17 protein-coding genes and 1 tRNA gene are annotated in these 24685 nt (G+C 63.5%); 4 read left to right on the forward strand and 14 right to left on the reverse strand.

The window, feature by feature from the left end; all coding sequences use genetic code 11:
* Positions 1 to 9: 9 nt before the first annotated feature.
* A complete protein-coding gene (locus QGG57_04695) occupies positions 10 to 660 on the reverse strand; it encodes an HAD hydrolase-like protein (protein ID MDP7007466.1) in 651 nt (216 codons plus the stop codon).
* 61 nt (positions 661 to 721) lie between these two features.
* On the opposite strand from QGG57_04695, the gene QGG57_04700 reads away from it, so the two are divergent.
* Together QGG57_04700 and QGG57_04705 are read left to right on the forward strand one after the other, a co-directional pair.
* On the forward strand, positions 722 to 937 hold the full coding sequence (locus QGG57_04700) for a hypothetical protein (GenBank protein ID MDP7007467.1): 216 nt from the start codon (positions 722 to 724) through the stop codon (positions 935 to 937).
* A gap of 100 nt (positions 938 to 1037) precedes the next feature.
* A complete protein-coding gene (locus tag QGG57_04705) occupies positions 1038 to 1214 on the forward strand; it encodes a hypothetical protein (protein MDP7007468.1) in 177 nt (58 codons plus the stop codon).
* 10 nt (positions 1215 to 1224) lie between these two features.
* Here the strand turns inward: QGG57_04705 and QGG57_04710 are convergent, their stop codons facing one another.
* Genes QGG57_04710 through QGG57_04740 form a run of 7 tightly spaced genes read right to left on the reverse strand, consistent with a single transcriptional unit; the run spans position 1225 to position 15605 of the window.
* Complete coding sequence (locus QGG57_04710; GenBank protein ID MDP7007469.1) at positions 1225 to 2064, reverse strand: hypothetical protein; 840 nt, start codon at positions 2062 to 2064, stop codon at positions 1225 to 1227.
* Entirely contained in the window at positions 2061 to 3308 is a 1248-nt protein-coding gene (locus tag QGG57_04715) for a DUF58 domain-containing protein (protein ID MDP7007470.1), read from the reverse strand. The genes QGG57_04710 and QGG57_04715 overlap by 4 nt, the downstream gene beginning before the upstream one ends.
* Positions 3309 to 4286, reverse strand: coding sequence for a MoxR family ATPase (locus tag QGG57_04720; GenBank protein MDP7007471.1), 978 nt, complete (start codon positions 4284 to 4286; stop codon positions 3309 to 3311).
* Positions 4283 to 5572, reverse strand: coding sequence for a DUF4350 domain-containing protein (locus QGG57_04725; GenBank protein ID MDP7007472.1), 1290 nt, complete (start codon positions 5570 to 5572; stop codon positions 4283 to 4285). Before QGG57_04725 ends, QGG57_04720 begins: the two co-directional genes overlap by 4 nt.
* Positions 5573 to 5575: 3 nt before the next feature.
* Positions 5576 to 11509: a hypothetical protein gene (locus tag QGG57_04730; protein ID MDP7007473.1), complete on the reverse strand. Its 5934-nt coding sequence runs from the start codon at positions 11507 to 11509 to the stop codon at positions 5576 to 5578.
* A 56-nt stretch (positions 11510 to 11565) separates the two neighbouring features.
* Positions 11566 to 14484 carry a hypothetical protein gene (locus QGG57_04735; GenBank protein ID MDP7007474.1) on the reverse strand — a complete coding sequence of 973 codons (2919 nt, stop codon included), beginning with the start codon at positions 14482 to 14484 and terminating at the stop codon, positions 11566 to 11568.
* 32 nt (positions 14485 to 14516) lie between these two features.
* Positions 14517 to 15605: a Xaa-Pro peptidase family protein gene (locus QGG57_04740; protein ID MDP7007475.1), complete on the reverse strand. Its 1089-nt coding sequence runs from the start codon at positions 15603 to 15605 to the stop codon at positions 14517 to 14519.
* A 47-nt stretch (positions 15606 to 15652) separates the two neighbouring features.
* Here QGG57_04740 and QGG57_04745 point away from each other — a divergent pair, with 47 nt between their 5' ends.
* Positions 15653 to 16420, forward strand: coding sequence for a TPD domain-containing protein (locus QGG57_04745; protein ID MDP7007476.1), 768 nt, complete (start codon positions 15653 to 15655; stop codon positions 16418 to 16420).
* Positions 16421 to 16426: 6 nt separating this feature from the next.
* On the opposite strand, the gene QGG57_04750 is transcribed toward QGG57_04745, so the two are convergent.
* The 5 genes from QGG57_04750 to QGG57_04770 form a co-directional block, all read right to left on the reverse strand.
* Complete coding sequence (locus QGG57_04750; protein ID MDP7007477.1) at positions 16427 to 17740, reverse strand: PQQ-dependent sugar dehydrogenase; 1314 nt, start codon at positions 17738 to 17740, stop codon at positions 16427 to 16429.
* Positions 17741 to 17822: 82 nt separating this feature from the next.
* Positions 17823 to 18665 (reverse strand): hypothetical protein, encoded by an 843-nt coding sequence (locus tag QGG57_04755; GenBank protein ID MDP7007478.1) that lies wholly within the window; start codon positions 18663 to 18665, stop codon positions 17823 to 17825.
* A gap of 31 nt (positions 18666 to 18696) precedes the next feature.
* Positions 18697 to 21378 (reverse strand): DEAD/DEAH box helicase, encoded by a 2682-nt coding sequence (locus QGG57_04760; protein MDP7007479.1) that lies wholly within the window; start codon positions 21376 to 21378, stop codon positions 18697 to 18699.
* A complete protein-coding gene (locus QGG57_04765; protein MDP7007480.1) occupies positions 21375 to 22124 on the reverse strand; it encodes a metallophosphoesterase in 750 nt (249 codons plus the stop codon). The genes QGG57_04760 and QGG57_04765 overlap by 4 nt, the downstream gene beginning before the upstream one ends.
* Position 22125: 1 nt before the next feature.
* Positions 22126 to 23094 carry a presenilin family intramembrane aspartyl protease PSH gene (locus tag QGG57_04770; GenBank protein ID MDP7007481.1) on the reverse strand — a complete coding sequence of 323 codons (969 nt, stop codon included), beginning with the start codon at positions 23092 to 23094 and terminating at the stop codon, positions 22126 to 22128.
* Positions 23095 to 23167: 73 nt separating this feature from the next.
* Between QGG57_04770 and QGG57_04775 the strand changes: the two genes are divergently transcribed.
* Positions 23168 to 23243: transfer RNA gene (locus QGG57_04775), tRNA-Gly, on the forward strand.
* A gap of 10 nt (positions 23244 to 23253) precedes the next feature.
* Here the strand turns inward: QGG57_04775 and QGG57_04780 are convergent.
* On the reverse strand, positions 23254 to 24685 hold a 1432-nt coding region (locus QGG57_04780), incomplete at its 5' end, for a hypothetical protein (GenBank protein MDP7007482.1).

The raw sequence follows: 24685 nt of genomic DNA on the forward strand, positions 1-24685 counted from the left end.
CAGGTGTAATTACAGGTGCGACGCGAGCTCCGCCAGGCTGCGCAGGTCGCCGCCCCCGTCGCGTGCGACAAGCAGCGCGCGCATCCCGGCTGCGCGCGCTGGCACAACGTCGCCGTGCGGGTCGTCTCCGACGTAGAGTACCGCGTCGGGCGTGCAGCCAAGCTCGCGGCAGACGGCGTCGAAGAACTGCCGCGCCGGCTTGCGCCACCCCAGCCCGGCCGCGTGCAGCACCGGCCGCACCGCGTCGAGCTCCGTGTGGCCGCCAATGATGCCCCCGAGCCGCGCGTCAAAGTTGGACGCGATCGCCGCGCGCAGCCCGCGGTCGGCGACGGCGGAGACCCCCGCTGCAACGTCGCCGTAGAGGCACCAGCTTTGCGCCGCGGCAAAGTTGGCCCAGAGCGAGTCGAACGTCGCCGCGGGGTCGCTGACATCAGTTAGCGTCGCGGCGACGACGCGTCGCCACCACGCCTGCTCGTCGTCCGCCGAGGTGCGGTCGCCGCGCGGCCGCACCACGCTCCCGAAGGCGACAGACAGCCGCTCGCGCACCACCTTCTCGGAGAGCCGTGAGCCGTAGCGCCGGCCGATTTCGTGGTAGGCGAGCGGCACGCCGGGGCAGGGATACATCAGCGTCCCGACCGCGTCGAAGACGACCCACTCCATGCACGGCAAGCGGCGGCCGGCTTAAACCGGCCGCGGGGGCGGGCGGGGGTGGCGTATTTTTGTGGAGATTACGGCATACCACAGCAACCCGCTGGACACGGACAGCGATGATGACGGCCTGGATGACGGGGTAGAGGTTAATACCTACGGCACCAGCCCCATGATAATGGACTCCGACGGCGACGGTCTCGATGACGGCGATGAGGTCGCCTACCACACCGACCCGGCTGACAGAGATTCGGACAACGATGGAGTCGTAGATTTCATCGACAAGTAGCCTTGACGTCACTTTCAACCTTGCCACCGGGCTGTGGTATGGTGATGATGGCGACTATCCCGATACGTCGTGCAGCTGCGGCGCCAGCGACAGCAACGGCATGGGCTTTTCCAGAGGGGATGGCAGCGACAAAAACGACGCCGCCATCTGGTTTGACGTCAGGGTCGCCGACGTAGATGGTTCCGGGCCGAGGGACGATGACGGGCTGAGCCACTGGGCGGAGAGAATCGAATGGGGCACTGACCCAAAGAACAGCAACAGCGACGGAGAGGGATAGATTCCCGCCCCTACTCCACCTGCCGCGCCAGGAACTGCCGCGAGAAGATGGTCTGCGCAATCGCCCACAGCGCGAAGAAGACCATCACCGAGAGCGCGCGGCCGTAAATCGTGTTAAACTCGATGGAGTTATGGAACCGCGGGGGGAGGGCGTTACCGAGCAGGTCGTGGAAGCCGAACGCCGCCACGGTGAGGAGGGTCGTGAAGCCGAGCGTCAGCAGCAGCATCATGCCGAACCAGTTCAGCACCGAGCCGAACTCGCCCGAGTAGTTCATGATGCGCGCCAGCCGCGCGTAGCGCAGGTGGCCGTAGGCGAGCTCTATGTAGAGCATGAAGCAGAAGATGAAGCCGAGGATGGCGAAGATGGCGCTGACGTCGTTCCCCGCGAGGTTGAGCGGCTGCACCAGCACCAGCAGCGCGCCGATGGCGATGGTCGGCAGCGAGTTGCGCCAGATGCCGAAGGTGCCGGCGAGCAACGGCAGCGCCAGCCAGCCGAAGTTAGCGAGCGCGTGCAGCGGCTCGGGCGCGAGCGGCGAGCGGCCGGTCAGCGAGAGCCACGCCAGCAGGAACGGCAGCAGCGCCAGCGTCCCGCCCACCCAGTAGCCGTAGCCGCGCTCGTCGGCCAGCACCAGCATGCCGCCCAGCAGCAGCCCCAGCATGATACCACCCGCGACCGTCTCGGCCGTGGCGACGAAAATCGGGTCGAGGCCAAATGAGCCGAGCACCACGTTGAGCGCCTGCGTCAGCAGCGAATCGGCGCCAGCCGAGACGACGAATCCGAGCCAGGCGCACGCCGCCAGCGCCGCGGTCGCGAGCACCTGCATAGCGAACAGACGCGGATGCGCAATCACTTGACTACCTCCTGTAGCGCCGGCCCCAGCACCGAATCCGGGTCCCAGCGCAGGGCGCGCGCGCCGAGCGAGCGCGCCTCGGAGATGTTGTTGTCGAGTTCGGCCGAGGCGGTGAAGTAGACCGCCGGCGAGATGATGCGCGACTCCCGGTCGAACTCGAGCGTGTCGGGCGCGATGAGCGTCAGCTTGAAGCCGTGCGCGGTGATTTCGCGCAACGCGGCGTGCACCGTCGGGTCCTGCTCGAGGGTCGAGATGACGATGACCGGCGAGCGCGGGGTGAAGTTGCGCAGCTCGCCAACGACCGTGTGCAGCCCCAGGGCACCGGCCGGCCGCACCTCGGAGAGCTTCGTCAGCAGCCGGTAGAGGTGCCGCTCGCCACTGTCGACGCCGATGGACTCGACCGCCTCGCCGTAAATCGTGAGGCCGACGCGATTACGGGTGTGCAGGAAGTAGTCGACCAGCGCCGCCGCCGCGCGGCAGCCGTAGTTGAGCGGGTTGTGGACCGGCGTGCCGGTGCCGGCAATCTCGCGCGCGTCGAGCACCAGCATCACGTCGCTGATGTCCTCGCGCTCGAACTGGTTGACCATCAGCTTGCGCGTGCGGCCAAAGACGCGCCAGTTGATGTTCTTGAAATCGTCGCCGGGATGGTATTCGCGAATCGAGTAGAACTCGCCGCTGGTCCCGATGCGCCGAATCGGCATCGCGCCCTGGTACATCTTGGGAAAGTCGCTCGAAAGGTCAAGCCCCTCCAGCGCTTCGATTTTCGGGAAAACGACCAGCGTCGACTCCGAGTCGACGTCCGACTCGTAGTAGAACAGGAACGACGGATTGTAGAGCCGCAGCCGCGGCTTGCCCAGCTGGTACTGCCCGCGCAGGTGGCACTCGAGGCGGTAATGCGCCAGCAGCGCCTCGTTACGGTGCAGTCGCACGATGGTGTGGTTAAGCCCCCCCGCCAGCTCTACCTCGTGCGGCAGCTGGTCGTAGATTTCGAGAAATCCAATGGAGCGGCCGCGATTCTGGATTACCAGCTCCACCTCCACCTCCTGCCCTTCGAAAATCTGCGAGTCGGAGAAGCGGCGGGTGATGTTGACGCTGACCGGGCTCGTGTTGACGAGGCTGTGGACCGCGACAAAGCCGAGCAGCGTGATGCCGAGCAGCAACAGCTGCAGGTTGTTGATGAAAGGCGCGAAGAGCACCAGGATAGTGCCGAGGCCGGTGTAGGTTACCGCCTTACGGGTCCACATCTACTCGTCTTCGACCTTAACGGCCGGGACATCGACCGCGGTCAGGAGCTCCGCCAGCACCTGTTCCGGCTTGACGCCGCGGATGCGCGCCTCCGGCTTCAGGATAATCCTGTGCGCCAGCACCGGGATGACCGAGCGCTTGACGTCGTCGGGAACCACGTAGTCGCGTCCCGAGAGCAGCGCCAGCGCACGCGAAAGCTTGAACAGTCCCAGTGAACCGCGCGGGCTCGAGCCGACCGCGACGCGCGGGTCGCCGCGGGTACCCTGCACGAGGCTCACCATGTACTGCATTATTTCCTGCTTGACGAAGACTTCCTCGACAGCACGATGCATCGCCACCACCTGCCCCGGCGATGAAATGCTCTCCACCTCGAAGGCGTCATGCTTGCGCTCGGCGCGGGCGGCCAGGATGGCGGTCTCGACCTCCTCGTCGGGATATCCCACGGATAGCTTGACGAGGAAGCGGTCCATCTGCGCCTCCGGCAACGGATAAGTTCCCTCATACTCGATGGGATTCTGCGTCGCCAGCACGATAAATGGCCGCTCGAGCACGTGCGTTGTGCCCTCGATGGTTATCTGCTTTTCCTGCATCGCCTCCAGCAACGCAGCCTGCGTCTTGGGCGGCGCACGGTTGATTTCGTCTGCCAGCAGCAGGTTGCAGAAAATCGGCCCTTCGCGGAACGTGAACTTGTTCTTCTCAGGATCGAAAAAATAGGAACCGGTGATGTCGGCCGGCAGCAGGTCGGGGGTGAACTGGATACGCTTGAACTTGCACCCCAGGGTGTCGGCGAGGGTGTTTGACATCAGCGTCTTCGCCAGCCCGGGGAAATCCTCGAAGAGAATGTTGCCGTTGGCCAGCACCGCCGCCATTAGCAGCTCGATATTCTGCTGCTTGCCCAGTACGACCTTGCCCACCTCGGCCTGAATTACGTCGGCCAGCTTGCCGGTCTCCTCGATTGAAAGTTTGGTTTTGCTCATGTGGACCACGCCTCTATCTTCTGTGCCAGCACGCGGATGTCCTCTTCCTTTACCGAATCGGGCCGGAACAGGAGCGCACTCAGCCCGGCATCCAGCAGGATGTTATAACGCTTGACCAGTTCCGTCGCCAGCGCCAGCCGTTCCTCGGGAGCGAGGTCATCCAGTTCGTAGAGCTGGTGCCGCAGCCGCATCCGCTCCAGCAGCAACTGTTGTAGTTGCGCGATGGAGGGATTCCCCAAGCCGCGCCATGGACGCGGCCGGTGGATATCAAAAAAATGGCGCCAGCGTAGCGGTTCCGGCTGCCGCAGCGCGACCATCAGTGTCGCGAGGATGACTACCACAAGTACGTTGAGCCGGATGGCCTGGATAATGAGCGTCTGCCCCGAGAGCAGGAAGTAGAAACCGATGGCGGCCTGGAACAGGCTGGCGCCGAAGGTGTCCTGCGTGTGGCGCGACTCGTCGAAGAGCACGGTCCCCCCGTCGGGTAGCAGCTCTGCCACGAGATCGAGCATGAACTCGGCGTTGTCCTCGCGCTCCCACATGCGGTTGATGGCGAGCGAGGAGTCACCAATGAAGACCGCCTGCCCCAGCTCGTCGCCCTCCTTGCGCAGCCCGCACCAGACCCCGACCGGGAATCCGGCCGGCCCTGCGACGTCGTCCTCGGGAGTGATGACGCCGTCGTCGTCAAGGTCGATATACGAATTAGCCGAACTGGAGATAATCACGCTCTCGGTCAGCTCGATGCCGGCGCCCCAGAGCGGGCTGGTGACCGGCTGGCGCGTCCGCAGCGCGGTCGGCTCGTTGAGCAGCAGCGTGTAGCTGCCGCCGCCGAGCGAGGCGCGCACCTCGACCATCGAGACGTTACCCTGATAGTTCTGGTCCCAAAGCCGGTGGCCGGTATAGCTGGCGGTGAACAAGTCAGCTATCGAGTTCGAGAAGTCGAAATCGCCCAGCACCAGCACCCGCCCCCCCTGCTCGAGGTAGCTGGCGAGCACCTCGACCTCGAGCGCCGAGTAGGGCGACTCGGTACCGGCGATGACCACCAGCGTCTGGTCGTGTACGGTGATGTCGTTGATGACCGCCGGATTCGACAGGATGGCGGTAACTTCGTAGCCCTCTTCCTCGAGCGATTCGCGGAAGAGCGAGACGTCATTCCAGTCCTCACCATAGGCCGAGAGCTGCGGCGGTCGCGAAACGACGCCCTGGAACAGCGGAAATAGCAGGAAACTACAGAGCAGGACTGTCACCAGCAGGATGGCGAGTCCCGCCCGGCTGGAGAGGCGCATGCTTCAGCTTGCTTCCTGCATCAGCGTTTCGAGGCTCTCGAGGATTGCGCGCAGCGAGCCGATGGCCGATGTGCGGTCCTCGCCCTGCTGGTCAGTCGTAGAGTAGTCTGCCGCCTCGTATAGCGACGTCAGCCGCTCGATGGAGGCGTGGTCCAGTGGTACCGCCTCGCGCAGCGCGTCGCGGAACTCGCGCACGGTCTCGAAGTTGCGCCGCAGGTAGCCGTGCCCCTGTAGGACGCGCGACATCTCGCGGTATGAGCAGATAATCGCCTCGCGGTAGTCCGCGTTCTCCTCGAGCGCGGTCGCGGTGGCGGTCAGTACTTTCCTGATGGCACGGATGTGGCGCGTCGAATACCAGTGGTAGCCGTAGGCAGTTCCGCCCGCGGCAGCGACCGCCAGCGCGACCAGCATCCAGAGCAGGTAGTTCGGCACCTCGGGCGGCGCGCGCCAGGTGATGGCCGCCTCGGCCGAGTTGCTGAGGTGAAATTCGTCGCCCTGATAGGTCACCCGCACGAAGAACGGCTGGGTGGCGTTGCCGTCGAACTCGGCGCTGAAGCGGGCGGTTCCGTTGGCATCGGTGACCGCAAGCAGCGTCATCCCCGACGGCTCGAGGCTCACCAGCAGCGGCGCGTCGGCGAGCGGCGTGCCGTCCTCGAGGGTCAGCGTAATCTGCCCACTGAATTGCTGGCCCGACTCGAGCGAGGCGGGGAGGTCGAGTTGCGTCAGCGTTCCCGCCTTCGCGCGCAGCGAAGCAACGGTCGAGTTGCCGTAGTAATCCTGGCTGCCGGCGAAGGTGACGATGACGTTGTAGTCGCCGACCTCGAGCGAGAACGGCAACAGTAGCGGAATCGCGAAATTGCCCTCCGCGTCGGAAATCGCGGCGCCTTCGGGGCCGTCCGGCAGCGCCGCGCGCAGGATGAGTCCCGGCACTGGCCGACCGGCGCGGTCGACGATGCTGCCTTCGATGAAAGTCGTAAGGTTCAGGACGCCCTCGGCCGGCGCGACCGTCAGGTGCGTAGTGTGGTAGACCTGCACCTGCTGCGAAGCCGAAGAGGGGAGGAACCAGCCGCTGCCGGCGAACTGCACCGTCAGCGTGTTCTGCCCTGCGAGCAAGTCGGTCGGGACCGCGAAGTTGTAGTTGTAGGAACCGTCGCTTCCGGTCGCGAGCGTGGCGACCGGCAGGCCGCCGAAGTAGAACTCGATGTCGCCCTGTAACACCGCGCCGAGGTCGTCGGTGAGGTCGCCGCTGACGTGGAAACTCTCGCCCACCAGCACCGCGTCGCCCGCCGACAGCGTCAGCTGCGTCGGGCTGACGACGGTAAGCGGATGCGGCGTGCTGCCGGAGAGGTAGTAGTCGCGGCCGCCGAAACTCCAGGTTGCCGTCAGCGGGCCGAGCTGTTGCGACGCCGGCAGCGTCAGGTCTATCGAGACCGTGCCGTCGCCCGCCGTCATCAGCTCGTGCGGGTTGCCGCGCAGCGTGAGCGTCACCATTTCGCCCCCGAGCGGAGCGCCAAGGTCATCGAACAGCGTCGCCTCCAGAGTGAATTCGAGCACGCGCTGCACCTCCAGCGGCTCAAGCGCGAAACTGGTCGCAGCGACGATGTCGCCGGTTACGGCACCGGTCGAGGGGAGGTAGAAGTAGCTGCCAGCGAAACTGGCGCTGAAAGTATGCGGGCCGAGCATCGTCGCTTCCGGAACGGTAAAGTTGAACGGCAGCGCGCCGAACTCGACCGAGGCGGTCGCGCCAGCCGGTTCGTCGTCGAAGCTCCACGCAATTTCCTCGTCCGGCAGCCCCGCGCCGGAGGAGTCGCGCAGCCAGCCGGTGACGGCGGTGGTGGCGTTGCGGAAGCCCTGCTCCCAGATTAACTCGATGGTCGTGTAGCGCTGCACCGTGACCGTGCCCGAATCGGAAGTGCCGCGCAGCCAGTTCTGGTCGCTGGACGCGAGCGTCAGCGTGAAGTTGCCGACCGGTGCGTCGGGAGGCAGCGCGAAGCTGCCGCTGAACTCGCCGTTCACCACTTCGACGCTTGTGCGCGTAATTCCGTTCCAGAGCACCGCAAGGGTGCGGTCGAGTGGTTCGTCGAGGTCGCTGCGCACCGTCCCCGAGTAGGTGACGTTACTGCCTGCCACGACCACCGGCGAGAACGTTTCGAGTGTCGTAATCGCGCGGCCCCAGAGCGGCCACGGCTGCTCCAGCTCGGCCGGCATATACCAGCCGAAACCGTCGAAGGTGAGCCGTACTGCGACCTCGCCGACCGGGTGCTCCGCGTCCCCGCAAGGCCATGCGGGGTCGCAAGCGATGGCGAAACTGCCGTTGGCGTCGCCCTCGAAGTTGGTCAGGTAATCCTCATTCCAGAACAGGTTCAGCGCCAAGTCCTCGACTGGCTCGCCGCGGTCGTCGTGGAGCGTGCCGTTGAACCATACCTGCTCGCCGCGCACCAGCTGCTGCTGCTCGAGCGTGATAACCATATCGCTCACGACGGTGAACTGCGCCGTTATTTCGGTCGAGTCGTAGTAGGGCGCGGTCGCGTTGTCGAAGAGCGCGCGCACCTCGGTCTCGCCGAGCAGTTGCGCGTTGGGTACCGTAAAGTCGCTCTCGTAGTCACCACTGGCGCCGGTGGTCGCCGCGGGCGGCTGGTTGGGCGCGTCGGGCCAGTCGAAACTGATTTCGATGCCGGCGACCGGAAGCGAGCCGCTGTCACGCGCGTCGCCCACTAGCGCGATAATCTCGCCGCGCCGCACTTCCTGCCCCTCCAGATCGAGGAGCACCGTACGGTGGAGCCAGACAGTCGTGGAATTGGCGACCGCGGCGTTGGTGCCGTCACGGCCATAATCCAGTTCGAGCGCGTGTGCGCCGACACCCAAGTAAGAGGTGTCGGGCACGTAGGAGAAGGAGAAAACGCCGTCAGCCGCCTCGACGCGCACAAAGACGCCGTCCAGCAACAGACTGAGGCTGCCGGCCAGCGGGGTACCGTTGTCCATCGCGAGACTGCCGTCAACCTGCACGCTGTCACCAGGGTAGAAATGGCGGCCCGCGACAGCCAGTTCAAGGACTGTCTGCTGCAGGACGTCTACATCAGCCGAGGCGGATGAGCTCGCATGGAGTGTGTTGCCGGCATAGCTGGCACCCCAGCCAGCCGGGCCAAGTGCATGTGTAATCGGAAGCTGGTGTTCGAACGCGAAATCACCGTCCGCCTCAGTCGTCGTGCTGCCGATAGTTGCACCCTCCCAAAGCAGATTAACCGTCTCATCCGCCAGTGGCTCACCAAGGTGGTCAACCAGCCGCCCCTCGAGTGTTACAGGGCCGTTGCGAATCGTGTCGGGCAGCGCGTCCAGCGCAATACTGCTCAGGCCGAGCAGTGTCAGCGTCAGCGAGACCCGCTCCTCGGGGAGGGTCGAATTATCGGGGTCATCGGGGTAGAAAATAACCAGCACCGTGTAGCTGCCGGCCGGCAGATGGATTGGCGCCGTCGCCTCAAGCGACCAGGTCGTCGCCTGCACTGCGGTGCTGGCGAGCAGATTACCGTCCAGCTCCACCGTGATGGTGCCGTTGTCAATTGCCGCCTCGATGATAGTGCCGTTGACCCAGAAGTCATCGCCAACCGTGACCGTATCGGGGTCGAGCCACGCTTCCAGTTCGACCGAAGATTCCAGGATGCGCAGGTCTGTAGTCTCAACCGTAGAGTAGCGATATGTCGAGCCTGCGAACAGAACATCGATATGGTAGTTATTAGCTGCTGTTGGCTGGCCTGTCTCGGGGACCATCCAGCTAGCAACGAAATTGCCGAATTCATCTGTTTGAGTGGTACCCATCTCGTCACAGCGATAACGCTGCCATCCTGTTGGATTGCAACGCACAGTGCCTGGCTTTGATCCACCCCAAGTTGGTTCCCAGACCTCGAACGCCAGAGTCTCTCCCGATGCCGCTATTCCGCCGATGTCGAGCAGGCTGCCGGTAACGACCAGCTCCTGCCCCTTGCCAACTGAGGCTGGTGCATCTACGGTGAGCACAGTATCGGTGGAGACTTCGACATCCTCGGGACCATCGATACCGATAAAACCGCTCTCATAGGAAGCGGCATAAATTTCGTTCCACCCCGGCAGTGCCGCGAGGAAGCCAGTGGCGTTGAAATCGAAGTCACCAGTGGCATTGGTAATACCGGTACCAATCTCGAACGCTGGCTCGGCGTGGTTCTCGTCCCACATCCCGCCACCGACTGAAAAGCCGTCGATTCGCGTCCCGTTGCGGTCCTCGACATAGCCCCAGAGGCGGAACAACTCGCCCTTGTCGGCAGCCGAAGGCGCGACGCCCTCGAGCACGACTGTGACCTGCTCGCCGGTCATGTTGTCGATATCATTCGGGTCGAACTCGTCGAAGTTGAACTCATCGCCCCCCTCGTCGCTGTCGGGGCGGTCGAGGGTGGTGCTCGAGCCGGTGCCGCCGAGGTTGATGCGCTTCCAGTGACTGTCAGAGTAGGTCTGGTTGTCCACGGGCACGTAGACTTCGACGAAGGCGTGCGCCTCGTTCGAGACGTAGCGCGTCGGCAGCCCCAGCACGTTGGCCGTGACGAAGAAGCCGAAAGAGCGGTGGCGGCAGGCGCCGATGCCGTTGATGCAGATAGACTGGTAGACATCGTAGGGCGGCTCGGGGTCGGGGACATCGCCGTCGCCCTCGCGGAAGTTAGAGAAATACCAGGTGAGGTTGGTGACCAGTTTCTCGAGGTTGGTCTCCATCGTACCGTTCTCGGGCCAGAGCCAGTAGAGCGGCGCGTTGGCCGGCTCGGTCCCGTTCTTCAATTGCAGGAACTGCTTCACCTTCTCCTCGACCTCGGACTGCCCGGTGATGGGGCGAATCGCCTCCGGGGGCAGGTCGGCGGTGGTGAGCGTGTCGGGGACGGGGCGGTTGAAGTAGGAACCATTGGTTCCCATGCGGTAGCGCAGGTCTATGCTCGCGCCCTCACTACCGCGGATGTAGTAGTTGTCGGCACCATCCTTGTAGAAGTAGATTTCGAGGCCGGTCCGGTTGGCGTCGTAGTCGATGATGTCGGCGTCGGGCGAGACCGAGGGAATCGGCGTGTAGATCTCAGGCGAGACAATCACGCCCATCCAGAGCCACCCCTCGAAGATGTGCGTGTAGTCGGTCGAGCCGGTGGGGAAGATTTCGACCTTGGAAGTGTTGTAGATGTACATGGTGTACGGGTCGGCGCTCGAGCTGTCGTAGTAGAGCGCGTCCTGCGTCGACCAGCGCTTGAGCGACATCAGCGCCGGGTCGAAAATTTCGTAAATCGTGACGTTGCCGTCGGTCCGCCCGGTATCGGGCTTGGCCCCCGGCGGCTCGCCCGGCTCGATGGGCGGCGGGTCCTCGCCGTCCGGATCGCCGTCGTCATCGCTGTCATCGTCGCACGGGTCTGTGTTTTCGTTGTACTCGCGCAGGTTGTCCGAGCCGTCATTGTCGGGGTCAGCGTGCTGGTCGCTGAAGTCCGAGGGGTCGAGGCCGCACTGGTCGTTCTTCTCGGAGTAGTAGTGCTCCCAGCCGTCCGGCATTCCGTCCTGGTCGCTGTCGGCGGTGAAGGGGTCGGTGTCCCACGCGAACTCCCAGTAATTGGAGAGCTCGTCACTATCGGGGTCGGCGCCGTCGTCGGTGACGTTGCGCGGGTTGAAACCGTAATATATCTCCCAGCCATCTCCAGCACCGCCGCCGTCGGTATCGGGATTGTTGGGGTTGGTGTTGTTGTTGTACTCCTCGAGGTTGGTGTACATTTCCTCGGCCGAGATTTCACCGTCGCGGTCGGCGTCGTAGCCGTCATTATCGTCGTCCTCGTCACCATCCGGGTCATTCGGGTTCGAGCCGAAAACCGGCAGCGCCGCCAGCGGCGTGAGCAGCATCACTAGCGCGACCAGCAAACTCAGCCACTTCTGCCCCTCCATCACGCGCACCTGCGCGTTCCGACGGGGGCTTTCGCTACATATAGGTTTTGGGACGGCATTTTGCGTCAATTGTCCGCCTCGTAGCCGTCGCTCATCCCGTCGTCGTCCGAGTCGGCGTCCCACGGGTCGGTCTGCGCCTCATCCTCGCGCCAGTTGGGGAAGTAATGCCAGTTGCCCTCCCAGTCCTCCCAGCCGTCATCGTCGTAGTCGAGGCCGCCGTCGCTGGCGTCGAGCGGGTCGAAGCCGCGCGTCTCGTTGGCCGGCTTGTGCTCGTCCCAGTAAACCTCCCAGCCGTCGGTGCAGTTGTCACCGTCGCTGTCGGGCAGCGCCGGGTTGGTGTTGTTACGGAACTCCTCGAGGTTGGTGAATTTCTCCTCAGGCGAGAGCTCGTCATCGCGGTTGGCGTCGTAGCCGTCGCTGTCGAGGTCGAGAGCCGCGTCAGCCGCGTCGCCCGGGTCGAGCCCGTACCACGCCTCCCAGCCGTCGGGCATCCCGTCGTCGTCCGAGTCGGCGTCCCAAGGGTCGGTGCCGTTGAGGTATTCCTGCAAGTTGGTGAAATGCTCGCGCGGCTCGATAGTGCCGTTACGGTCGAAATCCCAGCCGTCGTCGTCGGGATCCTCTCCGGCGTCGCTGGCGTTGAATGGATCGAGCCCGTAGAAAATCTCCCAGCCGTCCGGCATCCCGTCACCGTCCGAATCGGGATTGGATGGGTCGGTGACAAAGGTGTCGTCGCCGGCGACCACTTCCTCGCCGTCCTCAATCTGGTCGCTGTCGGTGTCGCGCGCCAGCGGGTCGCTGCCGGGAATCGCGTCGGCGGCAATCACGTACTCGTCGTAGCCCTCGACGAGGGAATTGTTGAACTCGTGCAGGTTCACCAGCCCGTCGTTATCAGGGTCGTCCCAGGCGTCGCTGTTGTTGAGCGGGTCGAAGCCCCAGTAAACCTCCCAGCCGTCGGCCATGCCATCGAAATCGCTGTCGCCATTAGTCGGGTCGGTGGAGTTCAGGTATTCCTCGAGGTTGGTGAAGAGCTCGTCCTGCTCGAAGCTCGAATTCAGGTTGGCGTCGTAGCCGTCATTGTCGCCATCGAACCAGGCGTCGCCCTCCCAGAGAGGGTCGAGGCCGTACCGGATTTCCCAGCCGTCCGGTATCCCGTCCATGTCGGTGTCGTTCCAGGTCGGGTCGGTGAAATAGACGAAAATTTCCTCGCCGTCGAGCAGCCCGTCGCCGTCGGTATCGTTGAGCAGCGGGATGGTCGAGCGGATGCCGTCCACCTCGGTGTAGTTACTGCCGGCAAGGGAATTGTTGTATTCCAGCCGGTTGACAACGCCGTCAATGTCGGGGTCGGTCAGGCTGTCGAGTGGATTGTTGGGGTCCAGCCCTTGCTGGTATTCCCAGCCGTCCCACATCCCGTCGTCGTCGGTATCTGCGACCCACGGATGGGTGTCGGCCATGAACTCGAGCAGGTTGGTGTGCAACTCGTCGCTCTCGAGGCTGCCGTTCCAGTTGGCGTCGTGGCCGTCCAGATCGTAGTCCACTCCCGCATCGAACGGGTCGAGCGGGTTGAGGCCGAACCACACTTCCCAGCCGTCCCACATCCCGTCGTCGTCAGTGTCGTTCAAGTCAGGGTGCGTGTCGCTGCTGTACTCCTCGAGGTTGGTGAAAGTCTCGTTGCCAGCCACTTCGCCGTTGCGGTTGAAGTCCCAGCCGTCGCCATCCGTGTCGAGCACCGCATCGAGCGGGTCCAGCGGGTCGAGGCCATACTGCACTTCCCAGCCGTCCGGAATCCCGTCGTTATCGCTATCGGGATTGGTGGGGTCGGTCCCGTTCAGGTATTCCTGCAAATTGGTATAGTATTCGTCCGGCTCAATCGCCTGCGAGCGGTCGTAGTCGTGGCCGTCGTTGTCGAGGTCGTCGCGCGCGTCGGCCGGGTCGCGCGGGTTGAGGCCATACTGCACCTCCCAGCCGTCAGGCATCCCGTCGAAATCGGTGTCGTTGAAAGTCGGGTCGGTCAGCCAGGTACTCAACTCGGCAAAGTCGCTGAGGCTGTCGCCGTCGGTATCGTTCAGGTCGGGGTGCGTCGTGTCAATCTCGTCGGCACGACGCCAGCCGGTATCGAGCAGGCTGTTATTGTATTCGCGGATATTGTCGAGGCCGTCGCCGTCAAGGTCTTCCCAGTTGTCGCTGGCGTCGAGCGGGTCGAGGCCGTAGGTCACCTCCCAGCCATCAGGCATCTCATCGTTATCGGTATCTTCGTCGCGCGGGGCGGTGTCATTCAGGTATTCAGCGAGGTTGGTGTAGAACTCGGCGAACGAAAGGTCGCCGTTGAAGTCAGCGTCCCAACCGTCATTGTCGGCATCCTGCCAGGCGTCGACGCCGCTGGTGGGGTCGAGATACCAGTGTGCCTCCCAGCCATCAGGCATCCCGTCGCCGTCGGTGTCGGGCTCCCACGGGCTGGTGCCGTTCTGGAATTCGGCCAGATTACTGAACTTTTCGGAGTCTGTAATGCTCCCGCCATAGTCGAAATCGTGGCCGTCATTGTCAAAATCCAGTTCCGCATCGCCCTCGAAAAGCGGGTTGAGGCCGTAGAGTGCCTCCCAGCCATCCGGCATCCCGTCGCGGTCCGAGTCGGGGTCATTGGGGTCGGTCGAGTTGCCGAGCAGCGACTCCATCTCGAACTCCATCAGGTTGGTAAAATTCTCGAAGCTCTCAAGCACCCCGTTGCCGTTCAGGTCAAAGCCGTCATGGTCAGTATCCCAGGCGGCATCAGCGGCGTCGAACGGGTTCAGCTTGTGAATCAGCTCCCACCAGTCGGGCATCCCGTCGTTGTCGCTATCCCTGGTCGGCAGGTGCGGGTCGTCGGTAGCGCTAGCGGGGTCAATGTGCTGCGACGACTGGAAGCTCACCAGCGGGGAGAACGGCAACGCCGCCAGCAGCATGATTACAACCGCCAGCACAACGTAGCGCCGGCCACCCGTTCCCGCCATCCCCGGCTACGCCGGGGCTTGCTAGATAAAACTCACCCGATGATTAGCAGGTCGCGCGGCAGGCTGGTGAGGCTGCGGCTGCCACCCAGCGTAATGACCATATCGTCCTCAATCCTGATGCCACCGAGGGTCGGGATGTAGACGCCCGGCTCAACCGTGAAAGTCATCCCGGGCTCAAGCGCAATGCTCGCTCCCTGATTTATATATGGCTCTTCGTGAACCTCGAGCCCCAGCCCGTGGCCGGTGCGGTGGATGAAGAACTCGCCGTAGCCCGCCTCACTGAGGGCGTTGCGCGCCGCCGCATCCACCTCACTGGCGAGGATGCCGGGCGCGGCCAGTGTGCGCGCCGCCCGCGCGGCGGCGCGCACCGCCTCGTGCGCCGCGAGCTGCGCCTGCGTCGGCTCGGCGGCAACCACGAACGTGCGCGTGATGTCCGAAAAATATCCAGCGTGGGTTGCGCCCCAGTCGACAATCAGCAGGTCACCCCGCGCCAGCTTCCGGTCGCCCGGGAAGTGGTGCGGGCTGGCGCCGTTGGGGCCGCTGGCGATGATGGGGGCGAACGGCAGTTCCGGCTCGGAGCCCGCCTCGTAGAGCGCCTGCACCAGCGCCGCCGCCAGCTCGCACTCGCGCATGCCGCCGGCGATGCCGGGCTGCACTTCGCGGAAGGCGGCTTCGGCCAGCGCGACCGCGCGCTCCATTTTCTCCAGCTCTGCGGCAGACTTGCGCATCCGCAGCTGTGCCAGCGTCGCGCTGGCGTCAATCCGCTCGTCGCCAATTCCCGCCTGCGCCAGCAGCTCCAGCTCCATGAAGCGCAGGCTGCGCCCTTCGACGCCGAGCCGGCCCGGCGGCAGTGAAGCTGCCGCCGTCTCGAACGCGCTGGCGGGGCCGGTAGCATCGGAATAGGTCACGATGTCACACTCCAGCGCATCGGCGCGGGAGCGCTCCAGCTCCGGCAGCACCAGTACCGGCCGGCGGCGGTGCGGGACAAGGAGCACCAGCGGCCGCTCGCTGAGGTGGAACTGCAGCCCCGTCAGGTAGCGCAGGTTGGGGCCGGGAACCAGCGCCAGCAGCGCCAGCCCGGCGGCCGCCATCGCTTCGCGCAGCTGCGCCAGCCGTTCCATACCGCGCCAGCGCCCCCTGCCTTTTTAGCGACCCGCCCTGCCCGGCCGTGGAAGAGAAGGTTTACCGGGAAATTCTCAGGGAGCTGGACCGGCATCGCGGCTATGGTGTGCATACCGGTGTCGAGGAAGTGGCCGGCAAGTTCGAGCAACCGTACGATGCCGTGCGCGCCATTCGCTCGCAGTTCCTGCAACGCAAGTCAATCAAGAACCATTACCGCGTCAAGGACCGCGCCCGCAAGCACCTGGAGCGCTGGAAGACGGGAGTTTCCATCGGCGACCTGGCGCTCGAACTGGACTTTCCGCCGGTGCTGCTCGCCAACTTCCTGCTAATGGAAATGCGCAACTCCAAGAAGCGCACCAAGGAAATGCTGAAGAACCTGAAGCTGGTCAAGGACGAGCGACTGCGGAAAGAGCTCGAGGATGTGACCACGCGCGACGAACTCTACACTCCCATCTCGCACAACAAGCAGGCGGCCGAGGGCGACCGCCGTGAGGACCGGCTGGCAGTGTGGCTCGACGGGCAAAAGCTGGAATACTTCACCGAGAACGACCTGCGGCAGGGAACTGTCGAGGGCAAGACGCCTGACTTCCTGCTGCTGCAGCCGCTGGTGTGGCATGGCGACGAATACCACTGGGTCGAATCCAAGGCGAGCTTCGGCGACGACTATATCCACCGCAAGAACCACCGCGGGCAAGTTTCCCAGTATGTCGAGCTTTACGGCCACGGCATGCTGGTCTACTGGTACGGCTACCTGACCAACCTGCAGCGCAAGAACTACGTCATCGTCGACCGGCGCGAGCTGGGCCTCGAATAAGCAGCGCTACGGCTGCTGCCCCAGTCGGCGCGCGATGAACAGGCTCCCACCGAGCAGCAGCAGCGCCAGAGGGTTGAGCAGCACCCGTTCCCAGAGCCATGCACGTTCTGCCTGTAGGTCAAGCCCAGAGCAGTCCCAGCCGTCGTAAAATTCGAAAGGTGATTCATAGCAGTGCATCCCCTCGTAGTAGGCCCAGCCGTAGTTGCCGCCACGCTCAACAATGTTAATCTCCTCCCACTCATCCTGCCCTACGTCACCCAGCCATAACTCGCTTGTCGCTGGGTCGAAACTGAACTTCCAGGGGTTGCGGAAGCCATACGCCCAAATTTCAGGGCGGCCTCCACCATCAGCGAAGGGGTTGTCATCCGGGATTCCATATGGGTCGCCCTCGTCGATATCGAGCCGTAGCAGCGACCCCTTCAATGTTTCCAGGTTTTGCGCGTTGGCGAAGGCGTCGCTGTACTTGCCGCCGTCACCGAGCCCCAAAAAGAGATAGCCGTCGGGGCCGAATTCCAGGTGGCCGCCGTTATGGTTGGGATAGGGTTGCGCCACCTTGAGCAGCACCCGCTGACTGCTCAAGTTGGCATGATTGCGGGCCCCGGTCATGTTGGCACTGGCGCTGAACTCGGCCAGCCGCAGGGCACCATCTTCATACGTGGTGTAAGTGACAAAGAAGCGACCGTTCTCCGCGAAGCCGGGATGGAACGCCAGCCCGAGGAGACCCTGTTCCCAGTCGCCGTCGTTTACCGTTTCACGAATGTCGAGCAAGACCGTGGCGTTGCCGTCGTGCGGACAGATAACACGGCCGGGCTGCTCGACAATACAGAGCCGGCCGTCACCCGTGGCTGCAAGGCCGACAGGGTTCACGAACTCCAACCCCGGAAACGTGTCCACTAGAGCTAGAGTTCCGTTGGCCTCGGTAAAACGCCATATGCTGCCGCCACGATCGGCCACATAAAGCTCACCGGCATCATCAATGCCGAATGCGCTGGCAGAGAGCCGTGCCTCCCACGCCGGGTCCTCCAGCGAATCTATGAGCAGCTCGACCTGCGGGCCGCCGTCAGTGCGCTCGAGCGCCCATATCCTGCCGTAAGTGTAGTCTCCGAAAATGTACTTGCCGGCGAGTGACGGTACCGCTGCGCCGTGATAGACGTGCCCACCTGTGACGGATGCAGCTTCGCCGTTGTGTGCATATTCATAGATCGGACGGCTATATTGTGCCTGCGACTGCTCCTCGGGCAGGTTACGCCAACTGACAGAGAGCAGGAACAGTACCAGCAGCAGCGCCAGCCATGCCTGCAGCCAACTGCGACCCTCCATGGCGTTGCAAGCGGCGCCCTGTTTTTAGTGTCAGTCCCAGAAACGGCGTGGGCTGGCGTAGGTGACGGCTGCTGCTAGAGCGTTAGGTGTCTACGTCTGGGTGGGACTGCGTAACGGGCTGCTTTAGCTGTCTCCACGCCACCCAAACGCCTATGACCATCAGCAGGAAACCTAGTATCGCCATTTCATTGGAAATGAAGTGTCCGCCATGCCCTTCCCGCGTGAAGGCCAAGAAACCGTTGCCCATCCCTAAAAGCAGAAGTCCCCCCACCAGCCGGGCACCCACCGCCGTGCGCCAGAACCGGATGGCCACGGACTGTCGGCAGTGCCAGAGCCAGGCTGCGTGAAAAAGCACCCAGGCCGCGAGCAGCTCACTGGTCTCCTCCAGACCAGGGGATGTACCAACAGCGCGGACCGCCGGATTCTCCAGTAGTCTCCCGCCCTGACCATCGTGAAAAGTGTCGGCCACCTGTCCCAGCGCCAGAAGCGCTACCACGAGGCAATAGAGAGTTGGCATTCGCCATCCCCAGTAGAGCGTAAGCCAAGATAGCCAAACCAGTACTGCGCCAAGCAGCACTGCAAAAACAAGCCGCCCAAGTAACGTTTCACGAAGGGTGAGATCCCAATTGTTTTCCAAGAGTACCATTACTAGGCCAAGGGAAAGTAACAGCCAACCCACGCTACGCGAGCGATTCTCCCCGTTGCTATCACCCAGCCGAAGATCAAGCCATGCCAGCATTGCCACCAGTAGGTAGGCCAATCGTGTGGCCTGTTCCAGAGGACGATACTCAGGCTCGATAGCACCAAAGCCTACGAAAATCCGTGGCAGCAGGTGAATATCAAGCAAGAAAAGCAACATGCAGCTGCCATAGATGAACGGCATTGGTGGCAGCCAGAGAGAAGCAGGGTGGCTGGCTTCGGGCATGGGTAACGGGCACCAGCCCTCCGGTATTAACTCAGTCCCAGAAGCGGCGCGTGCGCGCGTAGGTAATTTCGGCCTCCATCACCGCCTGCACCAATTGGTCGTCGGGGAGCTGCCGCCGCAGGATGCGGCCTGCGGTCGCGGGGCCTACACCCCGGCCCGCCAGCACCAGCGCTGCACGCGGGCCATGCGTGCGCGCCAGCGATGCAGACCGCTCGCGCTGCCGCAGCGGGACGCCGCGCTCCACCTCGAGCGGATGGAGCAGCGCGACCATCTGCCCGCTGCATTTCGGACAGCGCAATTCGCCCACGGTGATGTCGCTACTGCGACGGCGGCGGGAGTTGTCGCACGCCAGGCATTCGAGTCGCAGTACGGTGCGGCGCAGCCTCCGCTCGACCGCCGCCAGAATGGCGCTGCCGGGACGCGGTGGCTTGAGCAGGTCGCGATACGGCTCCAGCGCGCCAGCCCCAAAGGGCGTTGCTGCGGACGCGACGATTTCGAGCTTGCCGTCCGCCAGCGCAGTTGCCAGCGCCTCGAGCCCCGGCTCATCGAGCTGGTGGAACAGCAGCCGCTCGACCGCCTCGCGGTAGAGCGGCGTATCACTGTAGGCCGCCAGCAGCCGCCGCAGCCCGAAGCGCCCCACGTCCGCGTCGGGAGCAATCGCACCCATCTTGCGCGCGACGTGCAGCAGCTGCGGTCCCAGCGCCGGGGAACCCCGCACGGCGAGCCGCAGCAACGGTCCCAGCCCGGGGCGCAGCGCGCGCACGGTCTGCTCCACATCCCGCGCGCGCAGCCGCGCCGGCAGGTCCAGGATAATGCGGTAGGGGTCGCTCTGGAAACCACACGCCTCGCCCGCCCGTGAAGTCAGTAGCGACGCCAGCACCATCCCCAGCGTGCGGTTGAGCCGCGTCCCGCCAGCGTGCGTCAGCACCAGCAGCCGCTCGTGCCGCTCAAGCGTCATGCGGCCGGGCGCGGGCGGTTCACCGTCTTTAAATACAGATGTTCGGAATTCTTCCAGCGCTTCGCGCGCCTCAGGAGTAAGCGGCAGCCCCTCCCAGTCACCCGCTTCCAGCCGCTGCACCGCCTCGCGGGCGACCGACTGCGGCACCGGGATATCCTCACCAATCCAGCGCGGCAGTTCCCCCAGCGCCGATGCCGGAGCAACCATGACCTCCTCCTCGATTTCGAGTACTTCCCATGCCGCACCGCGGAAGATAATGCGCTCGCCCGACGCCAAGTTCAGGATGAAACGTTCGTCGAGTCGCCCGATGAGCCGACGCGTCGAGATGTCGCGCACCGACATCGTCTTCTCGTCGGGGATGAGCGACAGGTTGCCGTGGAAATACTTGAGCGCGCGCGGTCCCTGCCGCACGTTGCGCTCCGCGGGTCGCGCCTGATGCAGCTGGTCGAGCAGCGCCAGCAGCTCGTCCAGCTGCGCGCCCCGTAGTTCGCGGAACGGCCACGCCCGGCGCGCAGCCCCGAGCATCGCCTGGCGGTCTACCGATTTGTCGCAGACGGTCCACGCGATGAGCTGATTGGCGAGCACCGCGAGCGGCGCCTCGCGAATGCGTGACGGCTCGAGTTCGCCCGCCAGCGTGCGCCGTGCGACGACGGCCGCCTCGAGCAGCTCGACCGGCTCGCTGGCGACGACGCGACCGATGGCGGTCGCGCGTAGCCGGTGCCCCGAACGGCCGAGCCGCTGGCTCAGCCGCGACGGGTCGCGCGGGGAATTATACTGCAATACCAGCTCGGTGTTGCCGACGTCGATACCGAGCTCGAGCGAAGAAGTGCAGATGAGCGTGCTGATGTCGCCGGTGCGGTAACCCTCCTCGGCCTCGATGCGCACGTCGCGCGAGAGCGAGCCGTGGTGCACCGTGATTGCGGCGTCGGGTTGCCACATGCGCCAGCGCACGCCCAGCGCCTCGGAAGTGTCGCGCGTGTTGACGAAGAGCAGCGTTGGCCGTCCGGCAGCGGCCTCGGCACAGTAGCGCAGCGCCGCAATCCGCTGAGGCTCCCAGTAGAGCTCGGCCGACAACGTTTCGTCCGCGTCATCGGGCTGCGGCGAGACCACCTGCAGGTCCATCTTCCGCACAATCGCCGGCGCGATGATTTCGACCGTGCGGTCGCCACCCAGAAAGCCAGCCACTTCCCCGGGGGTGCCGACGGTCGCGCTCAACCCGATGCGCTGGAACTCGCCCGCCAGCAGCGCCAGCCGCTCGAGCGCCAGCGAAAGTTGCGCTCCGCGCTCGCTCGATGCCAGCTCGTGCACCTCATCAATCACGACGGCGCGCACCTGCGTCAGATAGGTGCGCAGCCGTTTGCCCGAGAGCATGATTTGCAGCGTTTCGGGCGTCGTTACCAGCAGTTGCGCGGGGTGGCGTGACTGTCGATTGCGCTCCTTCTGCGAAGTATCTCCGTGCCGCACCGCGACCGGGATTTGCAGCTCCTCTCCAAAGCCCTGAAGTCGGCGCAACATGTCGCGATTGAGCGACCGCAACGGGGTGATGTAAAGCACTGAAATCGGCTGCATCGGCTCGCGCAGCATGCCGTCGAGCAGCGGCACGACCGCCGCCTCGGTCTTGCCGACGCCCGTCGGGGCAATCAGCAGCGTGTGTTTCCCGGCAGCAATCGGCGGCCATGCCGCCGATTGCGCCGGGGTCGGCTCCGCCAGCCCGCGAGCCTCGAGCGCAGCATACAGTCGCGGGTCGAGCTTCATCGCTCCAGCCGCAAGTCCATCAGATGGCGCAATTCGCCGAAATCCAAGCCGTCGAGCGACTCGACCCTCGCCGCCGGCAAATCGCCGTAGCCGTTGCGCAGCAGCGGGCCGAAACCAGTCAGCGGCTCGCGGTTCATCGTGCGGCCCGCCAGTTCGCCGAAGGCAGGGATGATAACCAGCTCCTCGCCCACCCTGTCGTAGCGTTCGCCCGCGAGCAGCGGAATGCGCAGCCAGCAGGGCGCGGTGTGCAGCTTCTCGACGCGGTCCCGGAAGGCGATAGCTGGATGGTTGTGCCCCGCGACCACTTGCCGGCACGCGACCACTTCGGGCATGGGCCAGGCGTGGCCGTGGTGCAGTCCCACGTCGCCGATGGTGGTGCCCTGCACTGGATGGAAACGCACGCTGCCCGGTGCGAGTTCGCGCAGCCCCCCGTCGTGGTTGCCCGGCACCACCTCGACCTGCACCGCCTCACCCAGCGCGGCGAACATGCGCCGCAGGTCGCGCCGCTGCTGGTGGCTCGAGTGCGGCACCTGATGCTTCACGTCGCCCAGCAGCAGCAGCCGCTCGGCGCCCACTTGCGCGACCAGCGCCAGCAGCCGCTCGGTGCGCTGGCGAGCGCGGTTGGGAACCCACACTCCGCCCCGCAACAGCTCCGCCTCGACACCGTAATGCAAATCCGCCACGACCAGCATTTGCTCGTCAGGCAGGTGCAGCGCAGGCTCGCCCGGGACCGGGACCGCCGCCACGCTACAGTCCCAGACTGCCGGTCAGCAGGAAAGCGGCGAGTGCCCAGCCCAGGATGGCGCCGCCATTGAGCAACGGCAGCCCCGCCTGCGGGCGGCCGCCGAGCACGAAGTGCATCAGCACCGCGAAGCCGGCCAGCCCACCCAGCAATGCGCCCAGGCCGACTCCCCAGCCAAGGGTCGCCTTGGCGGAAACGGCCAGTACGCCGGGAATCACGATGTCACCCAGCCCCATGAACATCGCCTCGCGCTCCTCGCCCGAAACAAGCTGCGCCTGCAGACTGCGCTGCTTCAGGAACGAGTAGCCCCGCGTCTTCGGCATCACCAGCAGGATTGGCAGCCGCAGCTCCATCACCGTGTCGGCCAGGTCAACCATGTGACCGGTGCGGTAGACCGCCCACGCGTCGTAGATTGCCAGCCCCACGAGCAACAGCAGCGCCGGGACCAGCCCGAACGAAATGCCAAAGATGGCTGCCGCGCCGGCCGAAATCAGCACCCCGCAGGTGTTGATGACGTACCACTCAGGGAACGTCAGCAGCAGGAAGGTAAGCTGGACCGCCAGCGCAATACCGGCGAGCCACGCACCAGCCGGTGCGAAGCCGAGCTCGAGAAAAAGAGGGTAGAATACATAGACGAAGGTCATCCCCACAGCGCCCATAAAAATCACCTGCAGCAGGTTCTGCAGTCCGCGCCGCACCAGCCACAGCACGAAGGCGGTGAAAACCAGAATCAGCACGATATAGAGTCCCGAGTTGACCGGGTCGTCCGGGTCTTCGAACGCCTGCATCTCGGCCGCGTCGAAGCTAGGTACCAGCGCCATCGCCAGCAGCTGAGCCACGACGAAACAGCCCGCCAGCCCCAGCAGCGGCCAGCGATGGCTCCACCACCCGCTAGGCGACACGGCATCGCCAGCGGCGGCCGTTCCGGCGAGCGTCCCGGCAACGCCATCTGCGTCCGTTTCTGACGAGGACATCGCCGCGCCACCCAGCCCCGGACTAAAGCGGCTTGGGCAGCCTTTTTATCCCGCCGGGCGTGGCGCGGGCCGTGCGGGTGTGGTGTAGCCTGGTATCACTTCAGCTTGCCAAGCTGAGAACTCGGATTCAAATTCCGGCACCCGCACCAATCGCCACAGTTATATTTCACCAAGTTTCTTGGATATTTCGTCCATAAAATCAACACCATCTTCGGGTTCCGTTTCTTCATCTTCAGAACCACTTTTATCAAGAGTCACATTATCCAGTAACGGCGATGAAATCCGGGCACCCTCATTCCGGGGATTCGTGTAGTCAAGCCTTGCCAAGAGCGATAAATTACTATCCGCAAGGGGTTCCAAGAAAAGTTTGAACCTGTTTTCACGGTTACCACCAATGTTTCCAATCTTTACTTTCAGGCTGTCAAACTCAAAATCAGGTTCAACTTTTTCGAGCGCGAGTTGAGACTTGTCGTACTCGAGGCCCAGTATTACATCGTTGATATTAGCTGAAGAATAATTGTTTATTTGAACTTGAACACGAATTAATTCCCCCTCCATTGCCCAGTCACTTCTCAAACGAACTTCCTGCATGGAAAGATAATCATCAATCATTACCCTCGTAACTCCCTCAGTTGTTTGCATAAATACACTCAGCATCTCTCCAACGTCATCAAACTGATTAGTATCTCCACTCCACCCCTCTAAGAGGCTACCGTATTCATCTTCTATATCTTTTACCAAGTTCGCCATGCGGGATCTCAGGTCGCGAGTCACTTCCCCGTACACTGATGCGGTAAGAATGATGTCATGTCCTTTCTCCAGAACAATCTTTGAATCTCCATAGTCTATCGACCCCAGGAATCCTTCGGCTTGGAAGGAATCCCGAACAAAATCATTGATTGCGGTCAGCATACTGCTCATGATTTCGGAATCCATGGTTGATTCCTTGGACGCCAAGGTGGTGATAAGGCGCCCATCCTTGTAAATCAGATTAAGTCCCTCAATCACGTATGGGGGATAGGTGGTCTCACCACCGAAACTGGTTGGAGCTCCTACCGTGTCCTGGACGTTGATTATCTTCGTTATCTGCTGAGGTCTGACGGCCTGGATTTTCGAAACCAGTAGTGCAGCGATAGGGAGGTGGGAATAGGTAGTTGCCACTTCAAGAACCAAGTCAGAGTCGACCGTCAGGTCGGTGAGCTCACCTAGTGTGAAGTTGCGGAACAGGGTGTCAGCAAGCTCCAGCAAAGTCTCCTTAAACCGCGAGGGGCTCTTGTTGTATCGATTCAGGGCAGTCTCCCAAACAATTGGCACAGCCTCTTTCTTGAGTTTTTCAAACAGGCCCGTATCATTGAACTCCTTGTGTATTGTCTGGATTTCGGCACGGAACGGATTAAGAGTGCCAGCGCCCTTGAGGACATCTGCCCAGGTATCATGGGGGAACCGGATCTTGCTTCCTTCACCAGAAAGATAACCCATCGTGTGGTTGAAGGTTCGGGTTTCGATTTCGTCCCCGAAAATCCGTCTGGTGTGGGGTGACAGCAACTCGGCCACTGAACGGAAGAACAAGTCATGACTCTGTTTCTCATCG

The organism is Candidatus Poseidoniia archaeon (genome assembly GCA_030748895.1).
GTDB lineage: Archaea > Thermoplasmatota > Poseidoniia > MGIII > CG-Epi1 > UBA8886.